Raw genomic sequence first — 21,610 nt, forward strand, 5'->3', positions numbered from 1 at the left:
CGTGGGCCGTCGCGCACGACTAGTCTCGGCAGCAATCCGCATCACTAGGGGAGGGTAGGCATGAAGCCGTCCCGGCCGCTGTACGAGCGCGAACCGGAACTCGCTGCCGCCGCACTAGCCGTGGACGCCCTTTGCGGCGCCCAGGCAGTCGGCGGGCTGCTGATCTTCAGCGGTGAGGCAGGCATCGGCAAGACAGCTCTGCTCACCGAGATCCAGGCCATGGCCGCGGACCGCTGCACCGTCTTGTCCGCACGCGGCGGCGAGACGGTCACATCCGTGCCGTTCCACGTCGTACGCCAACTCCTGCAGCCCGCGCTCGACCCGTTTCCGCCCGACGAGGTACGCGATCTGTTCGGCGCGTGGTTCGAGATCACCGCACCCGCCCTCGGACTTGCCGAGCCCAGCGGCCCGCAGCCCGACCCGCAGGGTGTACGCGACGGACTCAACCACGTCGTGTCGCGGCTCTCCTCCCGGCTGAGCCACCGTCCGCTGCTGCTGATCATCGACGACGCACACTGGGCGGACGGCGAATCCCTTGCCTGGCTCGCCTCGTTCACCGCACGCCTCGGCGAACTGCCCGTCCTCGTCGTCCAGGCGCACCGCCCGGAGGAACTGGCGGCGCGCGAGGGGGACGGCGGCAGCCACCCCGCCCAGGCCCGGGTCGCGCTGCGCGCGCTCACCCCCGAGGCCACCGCGGAACTGGTCCGGGCCGTTCTCGGCGACCAAGCCGACGACCCGTTCTGCCGCGAGGTGTGGGCCGTCACCGGCGGCAACCCGTACGAGACGGTCGAACTCGTCGCCAAGGTGCAGGACCACGAACTGGCCCCCCTGGAGGAGTCGGCCGGGGTGCTGCGCGAACTCGGCGCCTCGGCCCGCGGCAGCGGTCTCGTGGCCCGGCTCGAACGGCTCGGCACCAACGCCAACCGGTTCGCCTGGGCCGCCGCAGTCCTCGGCACCGACATCTCCCAGGACCTCGCCGCCACCCTCGCCGGAATGACCCCCGCGGAGGCCGCCGACTGCACCGCGCGGCTGCGCGACGCCCGTATCGTCAGCGGCTTCGACCCGCTGGAGTTCGTCCACCCGCTGATCGCCACCGCCGTGTACCGCTCCATCCCGCCGGCCACCCGCACCGCCATGCACGGCCGCGCCGCCTGGGCGATCACCCGCGCCGGACTCGGCGCCGCCGCGGCCTCCCGCCACCTCATCGAAGTCCACGCGGACGGCGACCAGGAACTGGTCGAGCAGCTCCGCGAGGCAGCCGGACAGCATCTCGCGGTCGGTGCCCCCGAAGCCGCCCGTCGCTGCCTGGAACGCGCCCTGCAGGAGCCGCCGCGCCATCAGGTGCGGGCCACGCTGCTGTACGAGCTGGGCTGCGCGACGCTGCTCAGCTCCCCTCCCACCACCGTCCAGCATCTGCGGGCCGCCCTCGATCTGCCCGGACTGGCCGACGAGGTGCGCGTCGACGCCACCTTCCGGCTCGCCGCCGCCCTCTCCCACAACAACCAGCTGAAGGAAGCGGCACTGGCTCTCGCCGCCGAGACCGGGCGCACCGCCCCCGGACCGGGCCGGATGCGGCTCCAGGCCGCGCACTTCATGTGGGAGGGCATGCAGGCCGCCGAGGACGACGGCCCCGGCCGCTCCCGCAGGCTTGCCGGCAACGCCGACCACCTCACCGGCCGCAACAACGCCGAACGCGCCCTGCTCACGCTGCGCGCCTTCGACGCCATGCTCCGGGGCGAGGACTGCCAGCTTGTCGTCGACCTCTGCGAACGCGCCCTGGTCGACGGTCGCCCGGCCCGCGGGCTCGGGTGGACCGACACCGAATGGGGCTTCGAGTTCCCCACCACAGTGGGTATCACCTACGCCTTCACCGATCAGCTCGATCGGGCCGAGGCACTGTTCAGCGAGGCCGTCCGTGCCTTCGAGATCTCCGGCTGGAGCGGCGCGCACCTCGCCTTCGCACACACCCTCCTCGGTCTCGTCCACCGGCGTCGCGGCAGGCTGGCCGAGGCGGAGGGCTTCCTGCGCGAAGGACTGCGGCTCGCCGACCGTGTGGGCAGCGGCCTGCCCGGCAACTGGATCGCAGCCTGCCTGCTCATCGACACGCTGCTGGCCCGGGGCCGGGTCACCGAGGCCCGCACGATAGCTGACCGGTACAACTTCGGGATGCCCTATCCCAGCGCAATGGTCATGCCGGACGCACCGTCCGTTCGCGGCCGTCTCCTGCTTGCCGAAGGCCGTACGAAGGAAGCCGTCGCCGAGCTCGAAGCAGCGGGACAGGCTCTTGAACCGCGCGGCCGGTTCAACGGGATCTGGGCGCCATGGGCGGGCGACCTCGCGCGCGCCCTGGTCGACGAGGACCCGGGCCGCGCAGCCCAGCTCGCCACCTCGGCCCGGGTGCACGCCGAACGCTTCGGCACGGACACCGCGATCGGCGAGGCACTGCGCTGCGTCGCCCTGTTCGCCCGCCCCGAGGAGGCCCGCCATCTGCTGGCAGACGCGGTCCGGCACCTGGAGGCGTCCCCGTCCGCGTACGAACACGCCCTGGCCCGTGTCGACTACGGCATCGCCATCCGCTCCCCGCGCGAGCTCGCCCGGGCCGAGAAGCTGGCCACGGCATGCGCCGCCGAAGCGCTCGCGACCCGCGCCCATCAGGCACGGACGTCGATCCGGTCCGCGAAGTGAGGTAATGTTTGTCCTGCGCAGCCGCCCGGGAACACCGGGAGGAATCGCATCGGGACGTGGCGCAGCTTGGTAGCGCACTTGACTGGGGGTCAAGGGGTCGCAGGTTCAAATCCTGTCGTCCCGACTCGAAAGAGTCGTAGGTCAGGGGCCGTTTCAGAGCAATCTGAAACGGCCCCTTGATCATTTTTGGGGACCAGTTGGGACCGGATCTGATGCCACAGCAGGCCCAAGCCGCGACTCGGCGCCTGCCCGGCCGTGGCGCGGGGAGCGGCGACGCCCAAGACAGCACGGCGTAGGAGTGCTGCGTTCAACGAGGTAATCAACACGGCAGTCGAGAAGGGGTACTTCGCGGAGAATCCGCTCAACGGGCTCAGGTGGAACGCTCCGGCGTTCCATGAGGAGGTGGACCCGGCGGCCGTTCCGAATCCGACCAAGGTCGCCCGGCTGCTCGCGACGGTTGCCAGCAACGTGGGCGGCCACCGAGCCATGGACGTACAGGCCCAGAGCGTTCTCGGTCACCGGCCCTGGCCGGCAGCCGCCCCTTCGGTACCCGCCGCTCGGAGTCGCGCCCCTCTGGGAACGCCGCGGGCCGGTACCGTGCTGTGCGCCCGAACCGAGGCCGCCGAGGTACTGCTCAAGGCGGCGGTCTCGTGAGGACGCCACTTGGCACCCCCCACGCGCGGCGCTGCACGTCCCTTTCGTTGACGCGCTTGTCACCACCGGTTCAGGAGTCAGTTGGGGACCACCGGGCGCGCGCTGCCGAATGCCGGGTCACCCGCGCGCCGGTGACTTGTTTGCGATCGGGATCACCTTGCCGGGTAAAGGATGTGTCAACACCAGAGGCTACCGCCGGTTACACGGTGATTCCGCTCGAGGCGATTGCGTTTCGCCGGTCGTGGGGCGTCGGCGGATTTTGGCCGGGCGCTAAGTGTCGTTCAGCAAATCCAGGCCGGAGTGCGGCTGGACGAGCCCAGAAATGCGCCGCCGGCGGAGCCTGATAATGCCCCCGAGGCCGTGACCCGATATGGATCCTGTGTCGCCGCCGTCCGCCAAGGATTCCAAAAGCGGCCCAAACGGACACCATTCGTCGAAGTCGGTACGGGCTGTTGACGTGACCATTGCAAGAGCGACACAATCCTCCCCGGTGGACGCGGGTAGCGACACCCCACCGTCGAGAGGCGTACGATCCTGCGAAGGGGCGATATGCAAACGATCGACCGTGCACCTCTGATGGAGATAAGACCCCGGCTGCGTAATGACGTGGTATTCCTTCGCGTCGACACCGGAATCTATCTCAGAAGTTCAGAGACTTCCTGCGTCCTCAAAGGCGCAGGCGCATATGAGTGGATGTCCGTTCTCGGTCCTCGAATGACTGGCGAATCCAGCATCGCGGAATTATGTGAAGGGCTGGACGACACTCGACGCAAAACCGCGGTCGGACTGATGCGCACCCTGCTCGATCGGGGCTTCGCCCGCGCCGTCCCGCGCCCTGACGTTGAGCTGCTGCCGGCCGCCGTATCGGATCTGTTCGCGCCCCAGATCAATTTCGTGGAACATTTCATGCACGCGGACCAGCGGACGCCGCAGGAACTCTTCGCGCGGTTCCGCTCCTCCCGGGTCCTGGTCACCGGCCCACCCGGGGGCGTAGCGACGGCAGCGGTGCGCGGCCTGCTGCGTAATGGACTGGCCGAAATCGCGCTCGACAACGCAGCGTGGGGATCGGAATTCGACACCGAGACGGCCCGGCTCGCGGACGCCGGCGCACCGGCACACGTCGTCGTGATGCCGTCGACCCCCGAGGATCTGACGCCGTTCGACGTCGTGGTGGCAGTGGCCGACGGATCGAGCAGCGGTGCGCTGCTCGAACTGGCCGAACGGCTGCACGGCGCTGCGCACGGCCCGCGCCTGGTCCCGGTGGTGACCGACCCGGACCGCATGGTGGTGGGGCCGGTCTCCGGACCCGCCGAGCAGCCGTGCTGGGTGTGCGCACAGCTTCGGCTGTCCGCCAACTCCGACCCTCGGCTCGTGGCCGACTTCTGGCGCTCACTGGCGGTCGGCCCGGCCGGTGGCGAGGCCCCGGACGGCAGCCTGGTGGCGCAGTCCATGGCCGGCAACGCCGTCGCGTTCGAGATCTTCCGGCTGCGTACCGGCCAGTTGCAGCCGGACGACGAGCGGCACGCCGTGATCCAGGATCTGACCACGCTGGAGTCGAGCCGCGAACGGGTGCTGCCGCACCCCGGATGCCCGATGCGGCACCAGCTGGCGGAGCCCGACGACGCCGTACGCCCGCCTGCGGACGACAGTGACGCCTATGGGCGTGCGGCTGTTCTGGTCTCCCCGCGATTCGGCGTGATGTCCGGCTGGACGGACGACTCGATCCGGCAGATCCCGCTCAAGACCGGCCGGGTGCGGCTCGGGCCGGCCGGTTCGCTGACCGACGGGGCGCGTGAGATCGCCGCGTTCGGCACCGACACGGTCCTGGTCGCCCGCACGCGCTCGGTGCAGGCGGCGGTCGCCTGCTACGTGGGCCGGCTCGGGCCCGTCGGGCCGCGGGACGAGGCGGCCACCCTGGACGGGGAACTGGTTCCGGCCGAGCGGCTCGCCCTGTTCAGCGGTGTGCCCGCACCCGAGGAGGAGCCGGCGGCGCGGGCACGGCTGTCCGCGGTGTCCCTGCACGACTCGAGCCGCTGGCAGGTGCCGGCCGCGGCCGTCCACCCGCTCTCCCCGGCCAACTCCCGGCTGCTGTTCGAGCCGAGCCCCGCGGGTGCGGCGGCCGGCTGGACCGCGCCGGACGTACAGGAACGCGGGCTGTGCTCGGCGCTGGCGCAGCGCGGGCTCGTCCGCGCGATCCGCGGCGAGGACCCGGCCCTGCCATTCACCGAGGAGTGGCTGGCCGGCGACGAGGAGACGGCGTTCGTGCTCGGCAGCCTGCGGCACATCGGCCACACCGCCCGGGTCTACGCGCTGCCCGGCGCCGCACCGGCCTTCGCGGTGCTCGCGGTGGTCGAGGGCGCCGACGGCGGGGCGGTCGACTGGGCGACGGGCTCGGCGCTGTCGGTGCGCGCCGCGGTACGCGAGGCGGTGCGGGACGCCGTCGGTCTCGCCGTCGGCCGGCACTACGAGGGCGCGCCCCTGGACCCCGGCGACCCGCTGGTGGCCGACTTCGACCCCAGGACCCTCACCGAGGGCGACGCGAAGGCCGAGTGGTCCTTCGACCAGCCCGGTGTGCCGATGTCCGAAGCGCTCGGCCGACTGGACGCCGACGGCACGCGCGCCCTGTTCGTCGACACGACGCCGATCGACCTGAGCGCGATCCGCGCGATGGTTGCTGGAACGATCCTGCTCGCTGCGAAGTAGCGCGACAGCGAGCCGGTTCGCGCCCTCGAGGCGCGCCATGGTTCTCGGAACACCGGTTCCGGGTGCACATCCCACCATCACGAAGGGAGGATCGCCATGTCCATTGAGCTCCGAGACGAACTGAGCGTTCTGGAGAGCGCGACGTTCGAGATCGAAGAGATGACCGACGAGTCCGTCGAGCTGGCGTGGTCCAGCTCGTCCTGCTCGTGCTCCAGCTGCTGCTCCTGCTCCACCAGCAGCTGCTGCTCCTGCAGCAGTAGCACCAGCTGACGCAGGCAGCTGGCCGGGCCGGTGAGCACCTGTCGCCGGCCCGGTCGTCCGGCTGACACGTGCGGCTGCCCGACGCGACGGTCCCCGTCGCCGAGGCAGGCAGCCGCACCCCCATCTTCGGAGTGACTGGGTGGACGGATGAATGTGGTGTCGAACGCGGTGACCACCGCGACGGTCCTGGACGACCCCCGGGTGACCGACGTCGTCCGCGACTATCTGGCCGGGCGCGCCGGCGTGGGCGTCACGGTCGACGTCGGGGTGCTCGGCCTGCCGGCGCGGCCGGCGCCGAGCGGGGAGCGGCAGGCCGAAGGACTCGTCTACCCGGTGCGCCTGTACGGCGGGACGGTGCTGATGGGGCCGCTGCACCGGGCCGACGGCACGAGCCGTCCGTGCGGCCGTTGCCTGGACCGCCGCTGGCTGGCGCTGCGCCCGGTCGAGGAGCGCGGGCCGATCGAGGAGGGCGCGGACGCCTGGGTGGCGGGTGACGAATCGCTCACCGCCTTCGCCCTGGAGCAGATCGCGCAGATCGTGCACGCGGAGACGGCCGACGGCGAAGTCGCCCCCGGCGACCGGCGGACCGGACGGATCGTGGAGCTGCGGACCGGTGATCTGACGGTCGACCGCCACGACCTGATTCCTGACTCCGAGTGCGAGAGCTGCGCCACCCCGGTGCCCGACACCGCCGAGGGCGCGAGATTGCCGCTCGGCCCGCGACCGAAGCCGGGGCCGACCACCTACCGGGGTGCGTCGGCGGCGGACCTGCCCCTGCCGACCACCGGCCTGGTCAACGAGGTGTGCGGAGCGCTGGCGAGCGCGGCCCGCCGCGTCTACCAGTGCAGCGCCACCCTGCCTGTCAGCGGGTACTTCCGGGTGCGCAGCAAGTACGACTACCACGAGATGTGGTGGAGCGGGCAGTCGCAGAGCTCGGCGAGCAGCGAGCGGTACGGCATCCTGGAGGGCCTGGAGCGGTACGCGGGCCAGTTCCCACGGGCCAAGCAGCCGGAGACGTACGGCAGTTACCGCGAACTGGCGCCGCAGGCCCTCGACCCCGCGACGATGGGCTCGTACCGTCCCGAGTTCTACGTCGGACACAACGACTACTACCAGCCCTACCATCCGGACACCCCGACCCACTGGGTCTGGGGCTACTCGTTCGGTGAGCAGCGGCCGCTGCTGGTGCCCGAGCAGTTCGTGTTCTACCTGGACCGCCGCCCGGACCGGAAGTTCGTCCAGGAGTGCTCCAACGGCTGCGCCAGCGGCAGCAGTGTCGAGGAGGCGCTGTTGCACGGCATGCTCGAACTCGTCGAGCGCGACGCGTTCCTGCTGTGCTGGTACGGCGCGGCGAAGCTGCCGGAGATCGACCAGGCGACCGTCGTCGACGAGGAGGTCCAGTTCGTACTGGACCGGGTCGCGAGGCTCGGCTACCGGATGCGCCTGTTCGACATGCGCGTGGACGTCCCGGTGCCCGCGGTGATGGCGGTGGCCGAGCGGCTGGACGGCGGGATGGGCCGGCTGTGCTTCGCCGCCGGCGCGAGCCTCGACCCGGTGGAGGCGGTGCGCGCGGCGATCGCGGAGACCGCCTCCTACATCCCGGGCATGGACGAGCGGGTGGAGGCGAAACTGCCCGACCTGCGCGCGATGGTCACCGACTACAACCGGGTGCACGAACTCACCCACCACGCGCTGCTGTACGGCCTGCCGGAGATGGCACCGGCGGTCGACTTCCTGCTGGACGCGGCGCCACCCCGGTCGATGGACGAGCTGTACGGCCCGTGGCTCGCGCAGCGGCCCGAGAGCCTGGACCTGGCCGAGGACGCGCGGTTCGTGATGGAACGGCTGCGCGAGGTGGGCAGCGACGTCGTCGCGGTGGACCAGACGTGCCCGGAGCAGGACGGCACCGGCATCCGCACGCTGAGCGTGCTGGCGCCGGGACTGGTGCCGATCGACTTCGGCTGGGAGCGGCAGCGTGTATTGCAGCACCCGCGGCTGCAGGCCTACCTCGACGGCGCGCTGGCGGAGATCCACGCCCGCGACGATGGGTTCGGTCCCACGGGGCTGAACCGCAGGCCGCACCCGTTCCCATGAGCCGTACCCGCTGCCTTCCGTGAGCCGTCCCCGCCGGCGCCAGCCCCGGCCGAAGAAGGAGATCCCGTGTCCGAGAACCGCACGCAGGTCGTGAGCGACTATGTGGAGTCGGTGTTCCGGCGCGGCCGGGAGCCGATGGAGCCGGTCGGATTCACCCCCGACTGGGAGGACCAGCCCTCCCGGCACAAGACCTACTTGGGGGTGCGGCGCTTCCCCCTGCCGGCGGGCACCGGCCTGCCGCTGGCCGGCGCCGCGGACGTACTCCTCGGCGAACCGCCCGCCGGCCAGGGCCCGCCCTGGACGCTCGACTCGCTCGCCGCCTTGCTGCGGCTTTCCTACGGCGTTCTCGACCGCAGGCTACGGGTGAGCTGGAACCAGGACAGCCATGTGCGGGTGCTGTACCCGGAGGCGCTGTGGGGGAGGGGTACCGCATCCGGGGGCGGGATGTACCCGCTGGAGGTGTACTGGGTGGCCGGGCCGGGCGGTCCACTGACCCCCGGCGTCTACCACTACTCGACGGCGCACCATGGCTTCGAGCGCCTGCTGGCCGGTGATCTCACCGATGAGGTGCGCGCGGCGTGCGAGTCCGGGAACGGGACCGGGAACGGGACCGGGGCCGGTTCCGGGGAGTCCGACGGCTTCCTCGTGGTGACCGTGCGGTTCTGGAAGAACTCCTTCAAGTACAACAGCTTCTGCTACCACGTGGTGACCCAGGACGCCGGTGCGCTGCTGGGCAGCTGGGAGCTGATCGCGCGGGGCACGGGCCGATGCCTCACCCGCGTGCTGTGGTTCGACGACGAACGGCTGAACCGGCTGCTGGGACTCGAAACCGACCAGGAGTGCGCGCTGGCCGTGGTCCCGCTGCCGTTCGGCGGACCCGCCGGCGCTTCGACCGGTCCGGCGGACCGCGACGGCTCGGTCGCTCTGATCGACCGGCCGAGCTTCGAGAGGTCGGCGCGGACCCGCACCTTCGAGCAGGTCGAGCAGGTGCACCGTGCGGTCCTGGCAGACCGCCGCGAGCGCCCGGAGCCCGAGGCGGCGCGCGGACTCGTTCCGGTCCCGCCCGCAGTGGGCGAGGACGTCGTACTTCCCGAGCCGCTGACCGACCGGCTGGGCCCGGACGTCGGCGAGACGCTGCGCTCCCGCCGGACCAGCTTCGGCTCGTTCACCCGCTCCCGCCCGCTCGGCCTCGACGAACTGGGGACCGTGCTGGCCGGCACGGTGTCGGGGCAGCGGTACGTCTCGGACGTGGTGCCCGACGACGTGGGGCTGACGGGGCTGTACGTACTGGCGAACCGGGTCGCCGGGCTGCCCAGCGGCACCTACCGCTACGACGGCGGCGGGCACCGGCTGCGTGTGGTGCGCGAAATGCCGCTCGCCGAGAAGCTGCAACACAGTTACTACCTGAGCAACTACAACCTGGAGCAGGTCGGCGCTGTGCTGGCGATCTCGGGACGGTGGCGCAGCACGCTCGACGCCTACGGCAGCCGCGGCTACCGGGTGCTCAACTCCGAGGTGGGCGCGGTGGCGCAGACGGCCTACACCGCCGCTGCCGCGCTGGGCGTCGGCTGCGGGGCAGTGCTCGGCTTCGACAACATCGCCATCGACGAATGGGCCGGCCTCGACGACGGGGACGAGCGAACCTTCCTCTTCGTCCTGCTCGGCCATGAACGCGCGGACAGCGCGGACTTCGACTACCGGCTGGTCTGAGAGGGCTGATCCGTGAATTCCAGCGCGCTGCCGGCGCCGACGTCACGTGTGGCGTCGGCCGCGACCCTGCCCGACCACGAGAGCGCGGAGCGCGTGCGGTGGCACCTGGTGCCGAGGTTCATGCTGCGCGTCGGCGGTCTCCCCTTCGAAACCGCCGCCGCGCTGGCCACTCCCGAGAGCGCGGCGTGGGCGGACGCCGTGCTCGACGCGCGGCGGCGGCTGCGCGAGCGCGGGGCCCGGCTCGCCGACTTCCTGCAGGAGCGGGTGGCACAGAGCCTCGACGACCCGGCGGCCCGCCGGACGCTGATCAACCTGCGCCGTGACGTCTTCAACGCCCGTGCGCCACGCAGCCTGGCGGCAGCCGAGCCGCTGCTGGCTGCCACCGAACTCGCCGAGCTGCGCGAGTGGTCCGCCGACCGGCAGCGGCACGAGGCGCTGCTGCGGACCGGCTCCGGCATCCTGGCCGAGGAGAGTGCCGCGGCCCGGCGGGAGCTGCGGCGCGCGGCGACGGAGACGGACCTGCGGCATGGCATCCAGCTGTCGTCCCCGTCGCTCGACGAGTATCTCGACGGTTACCTGCACCGCGCCGGCGGCCCGCTCAGCAAGCGGGAGAGGCGCATCGAACGGTCACTGCTGGAGTACCTGCTGCGCACCGCGTGCAAGACCAGCCCGTTCAGCACCCTGACGGCGGTGTCCGCGGGCCACTTCGCCGAGGCCGGCGGCCGGCCGCTCGTCGCGTCCGTCGACGGGTGGGAGAAGCGGGGCAGCACCCGGCTGAACATCGCGGTACTCGCCAGACTCTCGGAACTGCTGACCACGAACCCCCGGATCCTTCATGACCTGCCGGTCCGGGCCACCAGCGGAACGCAGGTGCACCAGGACCGGGTCCGCTACCTGCGCAAGCTGCGTGGCGCCGACGGCAACGCGGACGCGGCGGTCACCCTGGACGCGGTCCACGAGAGCCTGTTCTTCCTGCCCGGCGGAGAAGCGCTCGCCGATGTGCTCAAGCTGTTCGACGACGGCACGACGCTGCGGTTCGAGGACGCCGTACGGGAGTTGTGCGCGATGGACGCCAAGCGCCCCGAGCCGGAAGTGGAGCGGTATCTCGCCGAGTTGCTCAGGCTCGGCCTGCTCGTCGTGCCGGATCTGCACATCGACATCCACGACCCGGACCCGGTCTCCACCTACCGAAGCGGGCTACGGGGACTGGGGAGGAGCTGGGCCGACGACATCGCGACGCTCGTCGAGCGGATGGGCGCGGACGTCGAACGGTTCGCCGGGGCCGGACTGGCCCGCAGGCGTGAACTGCTCGCCCACGTGAAGGAGTCGGTGGCCGAGACGCACCGCCTGCTGGGCCGTGACGACACACCGGTCCTGCGCACCCTGGTCTATGAGGACACCACACTGTCCGGGCTGGCGGTGACCGGCGACGCCTCGGCCTGGACCCGGCAGCTCACCCCCGGCCTGCACCAACTGGCCCGGATCCTCCCGGCATTCGACGGGAACGCGGTACGCAGGATCGTCACCAAGGGGTTCTTCCGGGCGCGCTACGGCGAAGGCGGCCGCTGCGAGGACTTCCTGTCCTTCGCCCACCAGTTCAACCAGGACTTCTACGACAACTACAACCAGCGCCTGATGCGCCATCAGCGCTTCGACGGCACCACCTTGCGTCCGTACGACAACTGGTTCCGGCAGGAGGAGATCGCCGGCATCGACCGCGCCCGCGCCGCCGTGGCCGAGGAGATGAGAGTCCGGTACGGCGGAGCCCGCGCGCGGGGCGCCGACGTCGAGCTCGACGAGGACTTCCTGGCCACCGTGGAGGAGCTGCTGCCGCGGACGGAGGACCTGCGGTCGCTGTCGTTCTTCCTTCAGCTCGCCGAGAACGGCACTGAGGACCCCGTCGTGGTCGTCAACCGGGTCTACTCCGGACTCACCCTGCTCTTCTCCCGGTTCGCGCACTGCTTCGACGACACCCTCACCGCGTCACTGCGTCGCTCGCTGGACGACGCCGTACCGGAGGGAGCCGTGTTCGCCGAGCTCAAGGGCGGCTACGACGCGACCAACCTGAACCTCCACCCGGTCGTCACCCCCTACGAGATCGTCTGCCCCGGAGAGACCAGCTTCCGCCCGCCGCACGAGCGGATCCCGGTGGAGGACCTGGTCGTCGAGCACGACGCGGCCACCGACCGGCTGCGGCTGCGCTCCCGCCGTCTGGGCGTCGAGGTGATCCCCGTCTACCTCGGCTTCCTGCTGCCGATGGCGCTGCCCGAGGTGCAGCAGGTGCTGCTGAACTTCTCCTGCACCACCATGGTCCAGCTCGACCTGTGGGAGGGCACCGGCGTCCAGGAGGGCGCGAGCGGTTTCCTCCCCCGTGTGCGGCTCGGCAATGTGGTGCTGCAGCGCAAGACCTGGCGGTTCGCCGCCGACGAGCTGCCGCCGGCGGTGGCCGGACAGCCGGACGAGGAGTGGTTCCTTGCGTGGCGGGAATGGCAGCGCGATGCGGGGCTCCCGCGTCATGTGTTCGCCTCGCTGGGCGGTGAACACAAGCCGCAGTACGTGGACTTCGACTCCTACGCGTGCGTCCGGCTGCTGGAGACCGCGGTCCGCAAGAGCGCCTCGGCGGTGGTGCTCACGGAGATGCTGCCCGGCCCCGACCAGATGTGGCTGCGCGACGGCCGGCACCGGTACGTCACCGAACTCACGGTCCAGCTCGACGGCGTCAACGGAACGGATACGGAGCGGTGATGGACGGCAGGCGAGGATCGAACGACGGCGGCACCGTCGACACGGAGCAGGACGGCGACGGCTGGATCAGCCTGCACGTCTTCTACGCCGCGAATGCCAACCCGGTACTGGTGCACTGCGTACGGCCGCTGATGTCACGCCTGTGTGAACGGGGCCTGCTGCGCTCGTGGTTCTTCATCCGCTACTGGCTGGAGGGCCCGCACATCCGGCTGCGTCTGCTGCCGGCCGACGCTTCGGCGGCCGGCGAAGTCGCCCGCGCGGCGCGGGAGACGCTGGAGGCGTACCTGCGCGAGCGCCCCGCCCTCTACGAGGAGGACCGCAACTCCAGCGGCGACCTCTACAAGAACATGTTCCTCGCCGAGTACACCGAGGAACGCTGGAACGAACTCTACGGCGCCGACGGCGAGATGCCGTTCCAGGACAACAACAGCGTCGCGCCCATCCCCTATGAACGCGAGTTTGACCGCTATGGTGGCCCGGCCGGCATGGAGCTGGCCGAGTGGCACTTCCAGGAGTCCAGCGAGACGGTGATGGCGCTGCTGGAGACCACCAACGTGCATGTGCGGACCGTACTGCTCGGCCAGGCCGCGCAGTTGACGGCAGGACTGTGCTTTGCCCTGCTGCGGGACGAGGACGCGGTGGCCCGGTTCCTCGTCCGCTACCGCACCATGTGGGAGACCTCGTACCAGGAGCCGAGCGACAGCCAGCACGAGCGCTTCGACCGCTCCTACGAGCGGATGAAGGACCGGCTGGTGCCCCGACTGCGGCATGTGCGCGACAGTGCCTGGGGCGACGTGGCGGCGTCGCCCACCCCGCTGGAGCGGTCCTGGCTCGCCCACTGCGCCGAACTCCGCGACCGGGTACTGAAACTGGCCAACGCCGGACACCTGACGTTCCGTGACGGAGCCGTACCGGACCCGCAGGACGCGTTGGCCATCGTGCTCAGCTCCTACGTCCACATGACCAACAACCGGCTCGGGGTGAGCATCCTGGACGAGATCTATCTCTCCTACGTCATCTGCAGAGCGCTGTCCGACATGGCACCCAAGGAGGCGCTGCGGTGACCGGAACGGCCTACGACCGGCCCCGGCTCCGGCCCGAGGTGGTACTCGGCCCCGCCCTGCGCTCCGGCCCGAAGACCGTGCACCACGTCAAGGACGCACGCACCGGCTGCTACTACCGGGTCGGCCCCCGTGAGCACTTCATCATGGGGCTGATGGACGGCGGTCACACCCTCGAGGACATCGGACGCAGCTACACCGACACCTACGACCGCCGGCTCGGGCCCGCGCACTGGCAGCAGATGTTCACCATGCTCGGCCGCTACCAACTGCTCGACGGATACGCCGACGACGCGGCCCTGGACAAGCTCAGACAGGCCCACGAGGCCAAGGAGTCGGCGAGGCAGAGCTGGCTGCGCCGGCGCTGGGTGATGCTGCGCCCCGACCGGTTGTGCGCCGCTCTGGCCAACCGGCTGGCGTTCGCCTTCCGTGCGGCGTTCCTGATCCCCGCGTTCGTCCTGGTGGCCGCTCTGCAGGTGTTCGTCTGGACGCACCTGTCCACCCTGACCCACGAGGCGACGCACCAGAAGTCCTGGTTGATCACCGTGCCGCTGTCGATGCTGCTGTTCTGGGGCATCACCGTGCTGCACGAGTTCGCCCACGGCGTGACCTGCCGCCATTTCGGCGGCACGGTCACCGAGATCGGGCTCAGCTGGCGGTTTCCGATGCTGACCCCTTACTGCCGCACGGACGACATCGTGCTCTTCCACCGACGCAGGGCCCGGGTGGGCACGGCGTTCGCGGGCGTCTTCGTCAGTCTGCTGGCGCTCGTACCGGTGCTGGCCTGGTGGCTGCTGGCCCGTGACGGGGTGCCCGGGCGCTCGCTCGCCGCCGGGCTGCTGCTGTTCGGCAGCGGAGCCGCCGTGATGAGTCTGCTGCCGGTTCTGCGATCGGACGGTTACGTCATGCTCACCCACTCGCTGAACATCGTCGACCTGCGCCGCGAGTCCTACCGGTTCTGGCAGCTGCGACTGCGCCGGCGCGACCCCGCAGCCCGGGAACAGCTCAGCGCCTACCCGCCCCGCGACGCACGCGCCTACGCGATCTACGGCATCACCTCGCTCCTGCTCCTCGTGGCGGCCTACTGCGCGCTGATGTGGGTGTGGTTCGGCACCCTTCAGCGCTGGACGGGCCCGGTGTGGGCGGTGGTGATCCTCGCCGTGGAGTCCGTGGTGGCGGCCGGCATCCTCGGGCTGGCCGCGCGAGGCCGCTCCGGTGAACGGCAGGCCGCCGATGCCTGAGAGCGGCGACGACATCGCGATCCGCACCAGCGGGCTGACCAAGCGGTACGGCCCGGAAACCGGTGTGTTCGACCTCGACATGACGGTCCGGCGCGGCGAGGTCTATGGATTCCTCGGACCGAACGGGTCGGGGAAGAGCACCACCATGCGGATGCTGGTGGGGCTGATCCGGCCCACCTCGGGGACCGCCACGGTGCTCGGCCACCGCGCCGGGACCCGGAGCAGCCTGCGCGGGGTGGGAGCACTGATCGAGGCACCGGCCCTGTATCCGCATCTGTCCGGCCGGGACAATCTGCGCGTCCTCGCCGGCTACGCGTCCGTACCCACGGCCCGCATCGAGCAGGTTCTCGAAGAAGTCGGGATGACGGCCAAGGCGGATGTCGCCTTCCGCGCGTACTCGCTCGGCATGAAACAGCGCATCGCGGTGGCCGCCGCGCTGCTGAAGGACCCCGCACTGCTCATCCTCGACGAGCCGACCAACGGCCTCGATCCGGAGGGTATGGCGAGCATGCGCGAGCTGATCACCGGACTGCGCCGGGACAACCGCACGGTGCTGCTGTCCAGTCATCTGCTGGCCGAAGTGGAGCATCTGTGCGACCGGGTGGGCGTGATCCGGCACGGCCGGCTGATCGCCGAGGGAACGGTGGCCGAGCTGCGCCGAGGGGTCGGTGAGGGCGGTCTGACGGTGACCGTGGACTCGCCCGAGCGTGCCGCGGAGCTCGTACGGCAGTTGCCGGCGGTCCGCTCGGCGACCGTCGGCGACGGGGAGCTGCGCGTGGTCGTCGACCCGCGTGAGGCGGCCGCCGTCAACAGGCTGCTGGTGGTGAACGGGCTGGAGGTCAGCGAACTGCGCAAGCAGGTCCTCTCCCTGGAGGACGTGTTCCTCGACCTGGTGGAGGGCCACCGGCCCACCGGACCGGAATTCATGGAGGTGGTGGGCCGTTGAACGGCGTCCTTCGGGCCGAACTGCTGGCGACACGCAAGCGTCCCGGTGTCTGGGTCGTCGGCGGGGCATGGGCCGGCCTGGCGGTGGCCTTCGGCATGGTGGTTCCCTACATCGTCTGGCTGGCCATCAGGAACCGGCCGGTCGGCTCGGCGGGTGATCCGGAGCAGCTGATCGGCGGCGTGCTGCCGGACAAGTTCCTGTCCGGCACAGTCGACCTGTACCCGATGTTCGGCGGCGCGCTGATGCTGATCCTCGGCGCTGTCCTCGTCGGCGGGGAGTACCGCTGGGGCACCTGGGGCACCCTTCTGGTCCAAGGACCCGGCCGGAGCTCGGCGGTACTCGGGAAGGCCATGGCGGCAGCGGTGGCGGTCCTGTGCGTCACGGTGCTGGTGCTGGTGGCGAGCGCGGGGGCGAGCGGGCTCGTCGCGGCCCTCACCGGCCGCCCCGCCCACTGGCCGGACGCGGCCACGCTGCTGGGCGGAATCGGCGCCGTCTGGCTGATCAGCATGGCCGCGGCGAGCCTGGGCATCTTCCTGTCGATCCTGCTGCGCGGCACTGGGGCGGCCATCGGAGTGGGCCTGCTCTGGCTGCTGGCGCTGGAGAACCTCGTTTCCGGACTGGCCGGCACCCTTCCCGCCCTCAAGTGGGTGCAACGGCTGCTGATCGGACCGAGCGCCGGGTCGCTCGCCACCGCCCTCGATCCGTCCGGCAAGCCGAACACCTCGATTCCCGGCGTCGTCTCGGTTTCGGGCCCCCTGTCCGCGAGCCTGGTACTCGCGGCGTACGTGGTGGTGTGCCTCGGCCTCTCCTGCCTGTTCGTCAACCGGCGGGACGTGACCTGAGCGCCAGTGATCCCACGAAGGCACTTGAGGCGAGTACTTGAAGATCAAGGCGTGGCCCACGCTTCAGCGCGCCAGCCCGGCAGCTCCTTGTCCAGCCACTCCTCGACGGTCCTCCGCAAAGGATCCGAGGGATCGCTGTCGGCGACATCGGCCCACGAGTCCTCCGCCATGTCAGGGTCGACGAACAGGCCGTCGAGGTATGCGTCGAAGTCGTCCGCCACCTTCGTGAAGACATGGCTGCCCAGATACCCGAGGTGGGGAATGGCGTGGATGAACGCATGGAGCTTGCCATGAGTGGCCGGGTTCAGGTCCAGGAAGAGGGTGTCGCTGCCACCGTTGCGGGCGATGGGCAGTAGACCGGTCAGGGAGACGTTTTCAGCGAGCCACCCGTCGCGACTGCGCCGGTACTCCCCAAGGAGAGTGCCCCAGCCGTACTCACCGGCATCGTCACGACCCAACTGGTAGAGGTCGTCGAAGCCCTGGAGTGGTTCCGGTTCACAAGCCGGCAGATGCACTGAGTAGAGCGCGAACCTGGTCGTCTCCGGCCGCCACCAGGACGTCGGCGAGCAGCTCGCCAGGGAGCTCGGCGACCTCGGCGCCCAGGCCGAGTTCGTGCGTGCCGACGTCCGCTTCGACGCCGACGTGAAGAACCTCGTCGACCGCGCGGTCGCGCGGCACGGACGGATCGATGTCGCCTTCAACAACGCCGGCACCGAAGGAACGCCCGGCCCTGTCACCGAGGTGACCGACGAGAGCTACCAGGCCACCTTCGACACGAACGTCAAAGGCACGCTGCTGAGCCTGAAGCACGAGTTCCGGGTCATGAGGGAGCAGGGCAGTGGCAGCATCGTCAACGTCAGCTCCACCTTCGGCCTGATGGGCTACCCCGACGCGACCTTGTACGTCGGCAGCAAGCACGCCGTCGTCGGCATCACGAAGGCGGCAGCACTCGAAGGCGCCGCTCACGGTATCCGGGTCAACGCCGTCGCCCCCGGCTACACCCAGACCGCGATGTACGAGCGGTTCACCGGCAACGACACCGTGCGTGACGCGGTCAGTTCGGCGCTGCCCCTGCACCGGGCGGGCACCCCGGAAGAGATCGCCGAGGCCGTCCAGTACCTGTGTTCGGACAAGGCGAGCTATGTCACCGGTCATGTCCTCACCGTTGATGGCGGCCTCATGGCGGGTTGGCCCCTCCCGGGCTCGTGAACCGCAGGGGCGGCCCCGGCTGTGCCGACATCGGTGGAGCGCGGGGCGTCGGCAGTGCGATGGCACGAGCCGGGCCTGCGCACACTGCGGGCCGGCATGGCCTGAGCTGCGTCAGTCCAGGCAGAACTCGTTGCCCTCGGGGTCGGTCAACACGATGAAGCCGGCGCTCATCGGGGGAGCGGGCTCGTAGCGACGTACCCGCGTCGCTCCCAGCGCGACGAGCCGGTCGCACTCGACCTCCAGCGCCGCCATCCGCTCCTCTCCCTGCAGTCCGGGAGCCGCACGGACGTCGAGGTGGACGCGGTTCTTGACGGCCTTGTCCTCCGGCACCTGCTGGAAGAACAGCCGTGGGCCGTGCCCGTCCGGGTCCTCGATGGCCGATCTCGTGTTGCGCTGCTGCTCCGGTACGCCGACCCGCGCGAGGAAGTCGTCCCATGCGGCCAGCGGGTCGTCGCCCTCGGGCAGGTCGACTCCGGGCGGGCCAGGGTGGACGTAGCCCAGGACGTCGCGCCAGAAGGACGACAGCGCCCGAGGGTCGTGGGCGTCGAAGGCGACCTGGATGTGGCGGCTCATCGGGTTGCTCCGTTCGTAGCGGGTTTCGTGTGCAGGTAGAGGTCGCGCAGCAGGCAGACCTCGGACAGGTGGTGGATCAACTCGCGGTGGATGTGCAGCACCAGATCGGCCATGGAGGCGTCGGGGAAAGGCTCCTTCGCGCCGACCGGGACCCGGAGCCCGGCGTCACCGAGGCCGCGCACCCCGGCCAACCAGATGTCGAGCTGGGCCTCGAGCTGGTCGAGCGCGGTGGCCGCGCTGCCGGGGTACTCCCAGGTCTCGTACGACGCCGTCGGCGCGCCGAAGTGCGCCGCGTTGCGCGCGGCGAGCACGCCGACGATGACGTGACCGAGTCGCCAGGCGATCGTGGTGAAGGCAGCAGGGACCGGCTGCGGGAAGGCGAAGTTGATCGTGAAGTCCCCGGCACCGGCCTGCACGGGCGCCGTCGAGCTGCCGCGCGGCCGCACGTTCCAGGCGTCCGGCACCGGCGACCAGAAGTACTCGTCGTCGGTAAGACTCTCGAGCCGGGCTCGGAGCTGATGGTTCCAGTGGAACTCCCACTGCTCGCGCAGCGTCCGGTTCCAGTCGAGTTCGTCTGCGTCCATGGGACCACCCTGACATCTCTAGCGGACAGGATCGGTCCGCTATCTCTGGCAGGGTGGGCGCCATGGACGCGGCAAGCAGTGACGAGCGGGGTACGACGGAGCGGGTGCTCACCCTGCTCGGGCTGCTGCAGCAGCGCCAGGTCTGGACCGGCCCCGAGCTCGCCGACCGGCTCGGAGTCACGCCGCGCACCGTACGGCGTGATGTCGAGCGGCTGCGCACACTCGGCTATCCGGTGCATGCCAGCCAGGGTGTCGGAGGCGGCTACCAGCTCGGCCCGGGGCAGGACCTGCCGCCGCTGCTTCTCGACGACGAGGAGGCGATCGCCACCGCGGTGTCGCTGCTCGCCGGCGCCGGCGACGCCGCACTCCGGGCACTGACCAAGCTCGACCGGGTGCTGCCCACCCGGCTGCGGCACGAGGTGCGCGCCCTTTCCGGCTCGGTGGAGTTCTTCGGCACAGGCCGCACGCCGGTCGACCCCGAGGTGCTCATGACGCTGGCCAGAGCCTGCCGCGACGAGGCCGAGGTGGGATTGGACTACCCTCCCCCAGACTTCGTCCGGGAGGTGCCCCCAGGGAGCGAGGTGCGAATGCGGCGGGTCGAGCCCTATCGCCTGGTCGCCTCCGACCGGCGCTGGTACCTCCTCGCCTACGACCTCGATCGCGACGACTGGCGCAGTTTCCGAGTCGACCGGATGACCGACGTCTCTGCACGGACCTGGCGCTTCCGCCCGCGCGCGGCGCCCGACGCGGCGACGTACGTGCAGGAGGGTGTGGCGAGTCGAGTCTACCCGCACCAGGCACGCTTCCTCGTGTACGCGTCGGCCGACACGGTGCGCGCGCAGATTCCGGCGTCGGCAGCCGTCGTACAACGGCGAGGGAGCGAGCTCTGCGAGGTGCTCAGTGGCGCCGGCAGCCTCGACGTCGTGCTCATGCACGTGCTCCTGTTGGGGCACGAATTCGAGGTACTCGATCCTCCGGAGCTCGGGAGGCGCTGTCGCGCGCTGGCGGCGAGACTGCTGTCGGCCGGTGCAACGATCTCACTGGTGCCGGACATGGAGGAGCCATGAGCCGCGACAACGTCGGCGCCGAGGGCGCTTGCACCGAGACCACTCGGACGAGCTACGGCAACGACCCCAACTCACCATCGCGGACATGTAGTCCATGAATCGTCGCAGTTCAGAGCAAGGCCGGTGATTTAGCAGGTCGTTGCAGGCAAGGGCACCGGCCAGGGTGTCCGAAACCTGGTGGCTTTGCATGGCAGTGCAAAGAGAAGGATGGCCGGCAAGGTGGAACGCTTCGGCTGGAAGCACTTGACTGGGGACTGCGAACTGTTCATGTCGGTCGTTCCCAACTACGGAGATCCGCATTCGGCTGTTCCTGCACTCGTTCAGGTGGGAACGGCCGCATACGGACCCCAGGGAGATATCGTGGACACTTTCTCGTGCACTGCGATCAACTCCCAGACCGGTATCGGCTCGATGTGCTAGAAGGAGCATAGTGGTGGCAACACTTTCAGAGATACAAGCCCTGCTGGGCGAACCCCGGTTCAACTGGTCGGATCCGGCGCCATGGATCGAACTGGAGCAGGAAATCGGTATCGAATGTCCTGCGGACTTCCGTGAGATCGTGGACGCCTACGGTTCGATCACGATCAACGGGCAGTTGTATCTGGAGCACCCCGCGGGCCATCTTCTGCACAGTCTGGGAAAAACCATCAGGGGGGATCTCGAGCTCTGGAGCGAAGAGGACATGGCCGAGTTGCTGCCCAGTCCTGTAGGGGCGAACCCCGGTGAGTTGATGCCGGTGGCGTCGGCCATGACGGGGGAATGGGTTTTCCTCCGCGTTCCCGACGACTCCTCGTCGCCCTGGCGCGTCGTGGTCCAGGAAATGGACAGTCCGGCGTGGACTCTCTATGAGATGACGTTCAGTGAGTGGTTGCTGGCTTATCTCAAGGGTAGAGACGTGACGTTGTGTTCTCGCAACTTCGCGCCTGAACGCCCGTTCTACGAATTCCTGTCCTGAAAATGAACACGGTGGTATCTCCTGTCCTGGTGACAGGAGATACCACCGTGTGGAGATTTCCCAGGGATTGCCTGAGCCGCGTTGTTGATCGCTTCCCGGGATTCAGTAGAAATCCCCATTTTGAAGCATCGCAGCGAATGTTTCAAGGGATCCCTGTCGTCGGTTGCCCTGCCTGATACTCAGCTCGGATCCACCGGCTGATGTTTCCGAGGTCCGATTTCTCGCCGAGGGCTGATGGTGGTGTGGGGCACGGGTTCGAGGGCGTGCAGTGCCCGCCGCG

The 21,610-nt window shown here is 70.0% G+C and carries 17 protein-coding genes and 1 tRNA gene; 14 read left to right on the forward strand and 4 right to left on the reverse strand.

Features of this window, described 5'->3' with window-relative positions; translation table 11 throughout:
- The first annotated feature begins 60 nt into the window (after window positions 1-60).
- The 4 genes from ACGFSA_RS20670 to ACGFSA_RS20685 all read left to right on the forward strand — a co-directional run bounded on the left by ACGFSA_RS20670 (window position 61) and on the right by ACGFSA_RS20685 (window position 6,042).
- Window positions 61-2,685 carry an ATP-binding protein gene (locus ACGFSA_RS20670; RefSeq protein ID WP_393306159.1) on the forward strand — a complete coding sequence of 875 codons (2,625 nt, stop codon included), beginning with the start codon at window positions 61-63 and terminating at the stop codon, window positions 2,683-2,685.
- Window positions 2,686-2,735: 50 nt separating this feature from the next.
- Window positions 2,736-2,809: transfer RNA gene (locus tag ACGFSA_RS20675), tRNA-Pro, on the forward strand.
- 131 nt (window positions 2,810-2,940) lie between these two features.
- Window positions 2,941-3,339: a hypothetical protein gene (locus ACGFSA_RS20680; RefSeq protein ID WP_393306161.1), complete on the forward strand. Its 399-nt coding sequence runs from the start codon at window positions 2,941-2,943 to the stop codon at window positions 3,337-3,339.
- Between the two features lie 714 nt (window positions 3,340-4,053).
- Window positions 4,054-6,042 (forward strand): TOMM precursor leader peptide-binding protein, encoded by a 1,989-nt coding sequence (locus ACGFSA_RS20685; RefSeq protein ID WP_393306163.1) that lies wholly within the window; start codon window positions 4,054-4,056, stop codon window positions 6,040-6,042.
- 77 nt (window positions 6,043-6,119) lie between these two features.
- Here ACGFSA_RS20685 and ACGFSA_RS20690 read toward each other — a convergent pair whose 3' ends face one another.
- The gene (locus ACGFSA_RS20690) at window positions 6,120-6,371 is read right to left on the reverse strand and encodes a hypothetical protein (protein WP_393306165.1); all 252 of its coding nucleotides are present in this window, start codon (window positions 6,369-6,371) and stop codon (window positions 6,120-6,122) included.
- 79 nt (window positions 6,372-6,450) lie between these two features.
- Between ACGFSA_RS20690 and ACGFSA_RS20695 the strand changes: the two genes are divergently transcribed.
- The 7 genes from ACGFSA_RS20695 (at window position 6,451) to ACGFSA_RS20725 (ending at window position 16,942) form a co-directional block, all read left to right on the forward strand.
- On the forward strand, window positions 6,451-8,397 hold the full coding sequence (locus ACGFSA_RS20695) for a TOMM precursor leader peptide-binding protein (RefSeq protein ID WP_393306167.1): 1,947 nt from the start codon (window positions 6,451-6,453) through the stop codon (window positions 8,395-8,397).
- Between the two features lie 66 nt (window positions 8,398-8,463).
- Entirely contained in the window at window positions 8,464-10,107 is a 1,644-nt protein-coding gene (locus ACGFSA_RS20700) for a SagB family peptide dehydrogenase (RefSeq protein ID WP_393306169.1), read from the forward strand.
- 12 nt (window positions 10,108-10,119) lie between these two features.
- A complete protein-coding gene (locus ACGFSA_RS20705; protein WP_393306171.1) occupies window positions 10,120-12,852 on the forward strand; it encodes a lantibiotic dehydratase in 2,733 nt (910 codons plus the stop codon).
- Complete coding sequence (locus ACGFSA_RS20710) at window positions 12,852-13,916, forward strand: thiopeptide-type bacteriocin biosynthesis protein (protein ID WP_393306173.1); 1,065 nt, start codon at window positions 12,852-12,854, stop codon at window positions 13,914-13,916. The genes ACGFSA_RS20705 and ACGFSA_RS20710 overlap by 1 nt, the downstream gene beginning before the upstream one ends.
- Window positions 13,913-15,154: a hypothetical protein gene (locus ACGFSA_RS20715; RefSeq protein WP_393306175.1), complete on the forward strand. Its 1,242-nt coding sequence runs from the start codon at window positions 13,913-13,915 to the stop codon at window positions 15,152-15,154. Before ACGFSA_RS20710 ends, ACGFSA_RS20715 begins: the two co-directional genes overlap by 4 nt.
- Window positions 15,147-16,100, forward strand: coding sequence for an ATP-binding cassette domain-containing protein (locus tag ACGFSA_RS20720; RefSeq protein ID WP_393306177.1), 954 nt, complete (start codon window positions 15,147-15,149; stop codon window positions 16,098-16,100). The genes ACGFSA_RS20715 and ACGFSA_RS20720 overlap by 8 nt, the downstream gene beginning before the upstream one ends.
- Window positions 16,097-16,942: an ABC transporter permease gene (locus ACGFSA_RS20725; RefSeq protein ID WP_393306179.1), complete on the forward strand. Its 846-nt coding sequence runs from the start codon at window positions 16,097-16,099 to the stop codon at window positions 16,940-16,942. Before ACGFSA_RS20720 ends, ACGFSA_RS20725 begins: the two co-directional genes overlap by 4 nt.
- 44 nt (window positions 16,943-16,986) lie before the next feature.
- Here the strand turns inward: ACGFSA_RS20725 and ACGFSA_RS20730 are convergent, their stop codons facing one another.
- Window positions 16,987-17,457, reverse strand: a complete 471-nt coding sequence (locus tag ACGFSA_RS20730; protein WP_393306181.1) for an SMI1/KNR4 family protein — start codon at window positions 17,455-17,457, stop codon at window positions 16,987-16,989.
- A 16-nt stretch (window positions 17,458-17,473) separates the two neighbouring features.
- Here ACGFSA_RS20730 and ACGFSA_RS20735 point away from each other — a divergent pair, with 16 nt between their 5' ends.
- Window positions 17,474-18,151 (forward strand): SDR family NAD(P)-dependent oxidoreductase, encoded by a 678-nt coding sequence (locus ACGFSA_RS20735; protein ID WP_393306199.1) that lies wholly within the window; start codon window positions 17,474-17,476, stop codon window positions 18,149-18,151.
- 111 nt (window positions 18,152-18,262) lie between these two features.
- Here ACGFSA_RS20735 and ACGFSA_RS20740 read toward each other — a convergent pair whose 3' ends face one another.
- Entirely contained in the window at window positions 18,263-18,724 is a 462-nt protein-coding gene (locus ACGFSA_RS20740; RefSeq protein ID WP_393306183.1) for a VOC family protein, read from the reverse strand.
- The gene (locus ACGFSA_RS20745; protein ID WP_393306185.1) at window positions 18,721-19,308 is read right to left on the reverse strand and encodes a DinB family protein; all 588 of its coding nucleotides are present in this window, start codon (window positions 19,306-19,308) and stop codon (window positions 18,721-18,723) included. The genes ACGFSA_RS20740 and ACGFSA_RS20745 overlap by 4 nt, the downstream gene beginning before the upstream one ends.
- Window positions 19,309-19,370: 62 nt before the next feature.
- Between ACGFSA_RS20745 and ACGFSA_RS20750 the strand changes: the two genes are divergently transcribed.
- Entirely contained in the window at window positions 19,371-20,375 is a 1,005-nt protein-coding gene (locus ACGFSA_RS20750; protein ID WP_393306187.1) for a helix-turn-helix transcriptional regulator, read from the forward strand.
- 433 nt (window positions 20,376-20,808) lie between these two features.
- Window positions 20,809-21,330 carry an SMI1/KNR4 family protein gene (locus ACGFSA_RS20755; protein ID WP_393306189.1) on the forward strand — a complete coding sequence of 174 codons (522 nt, stop codon included), beginning with the start codon at window positions 20,809-20,811 and terminating at the stop codon, window positions 21,328-21,330.
- Window positions 21,331-21,610: the final 280 nt, after the last annotated feature.

Source organism: Streptomyces sp. NPDC048496 (assembly GCF_043200055.1).
In the GTDB taxonomy this organism is placed as follows: domain Bacteria; phylum Actinomycetota; class Actinomycetes; order Streptomycetales; family Streptomycetaceae; genus Streptomyces.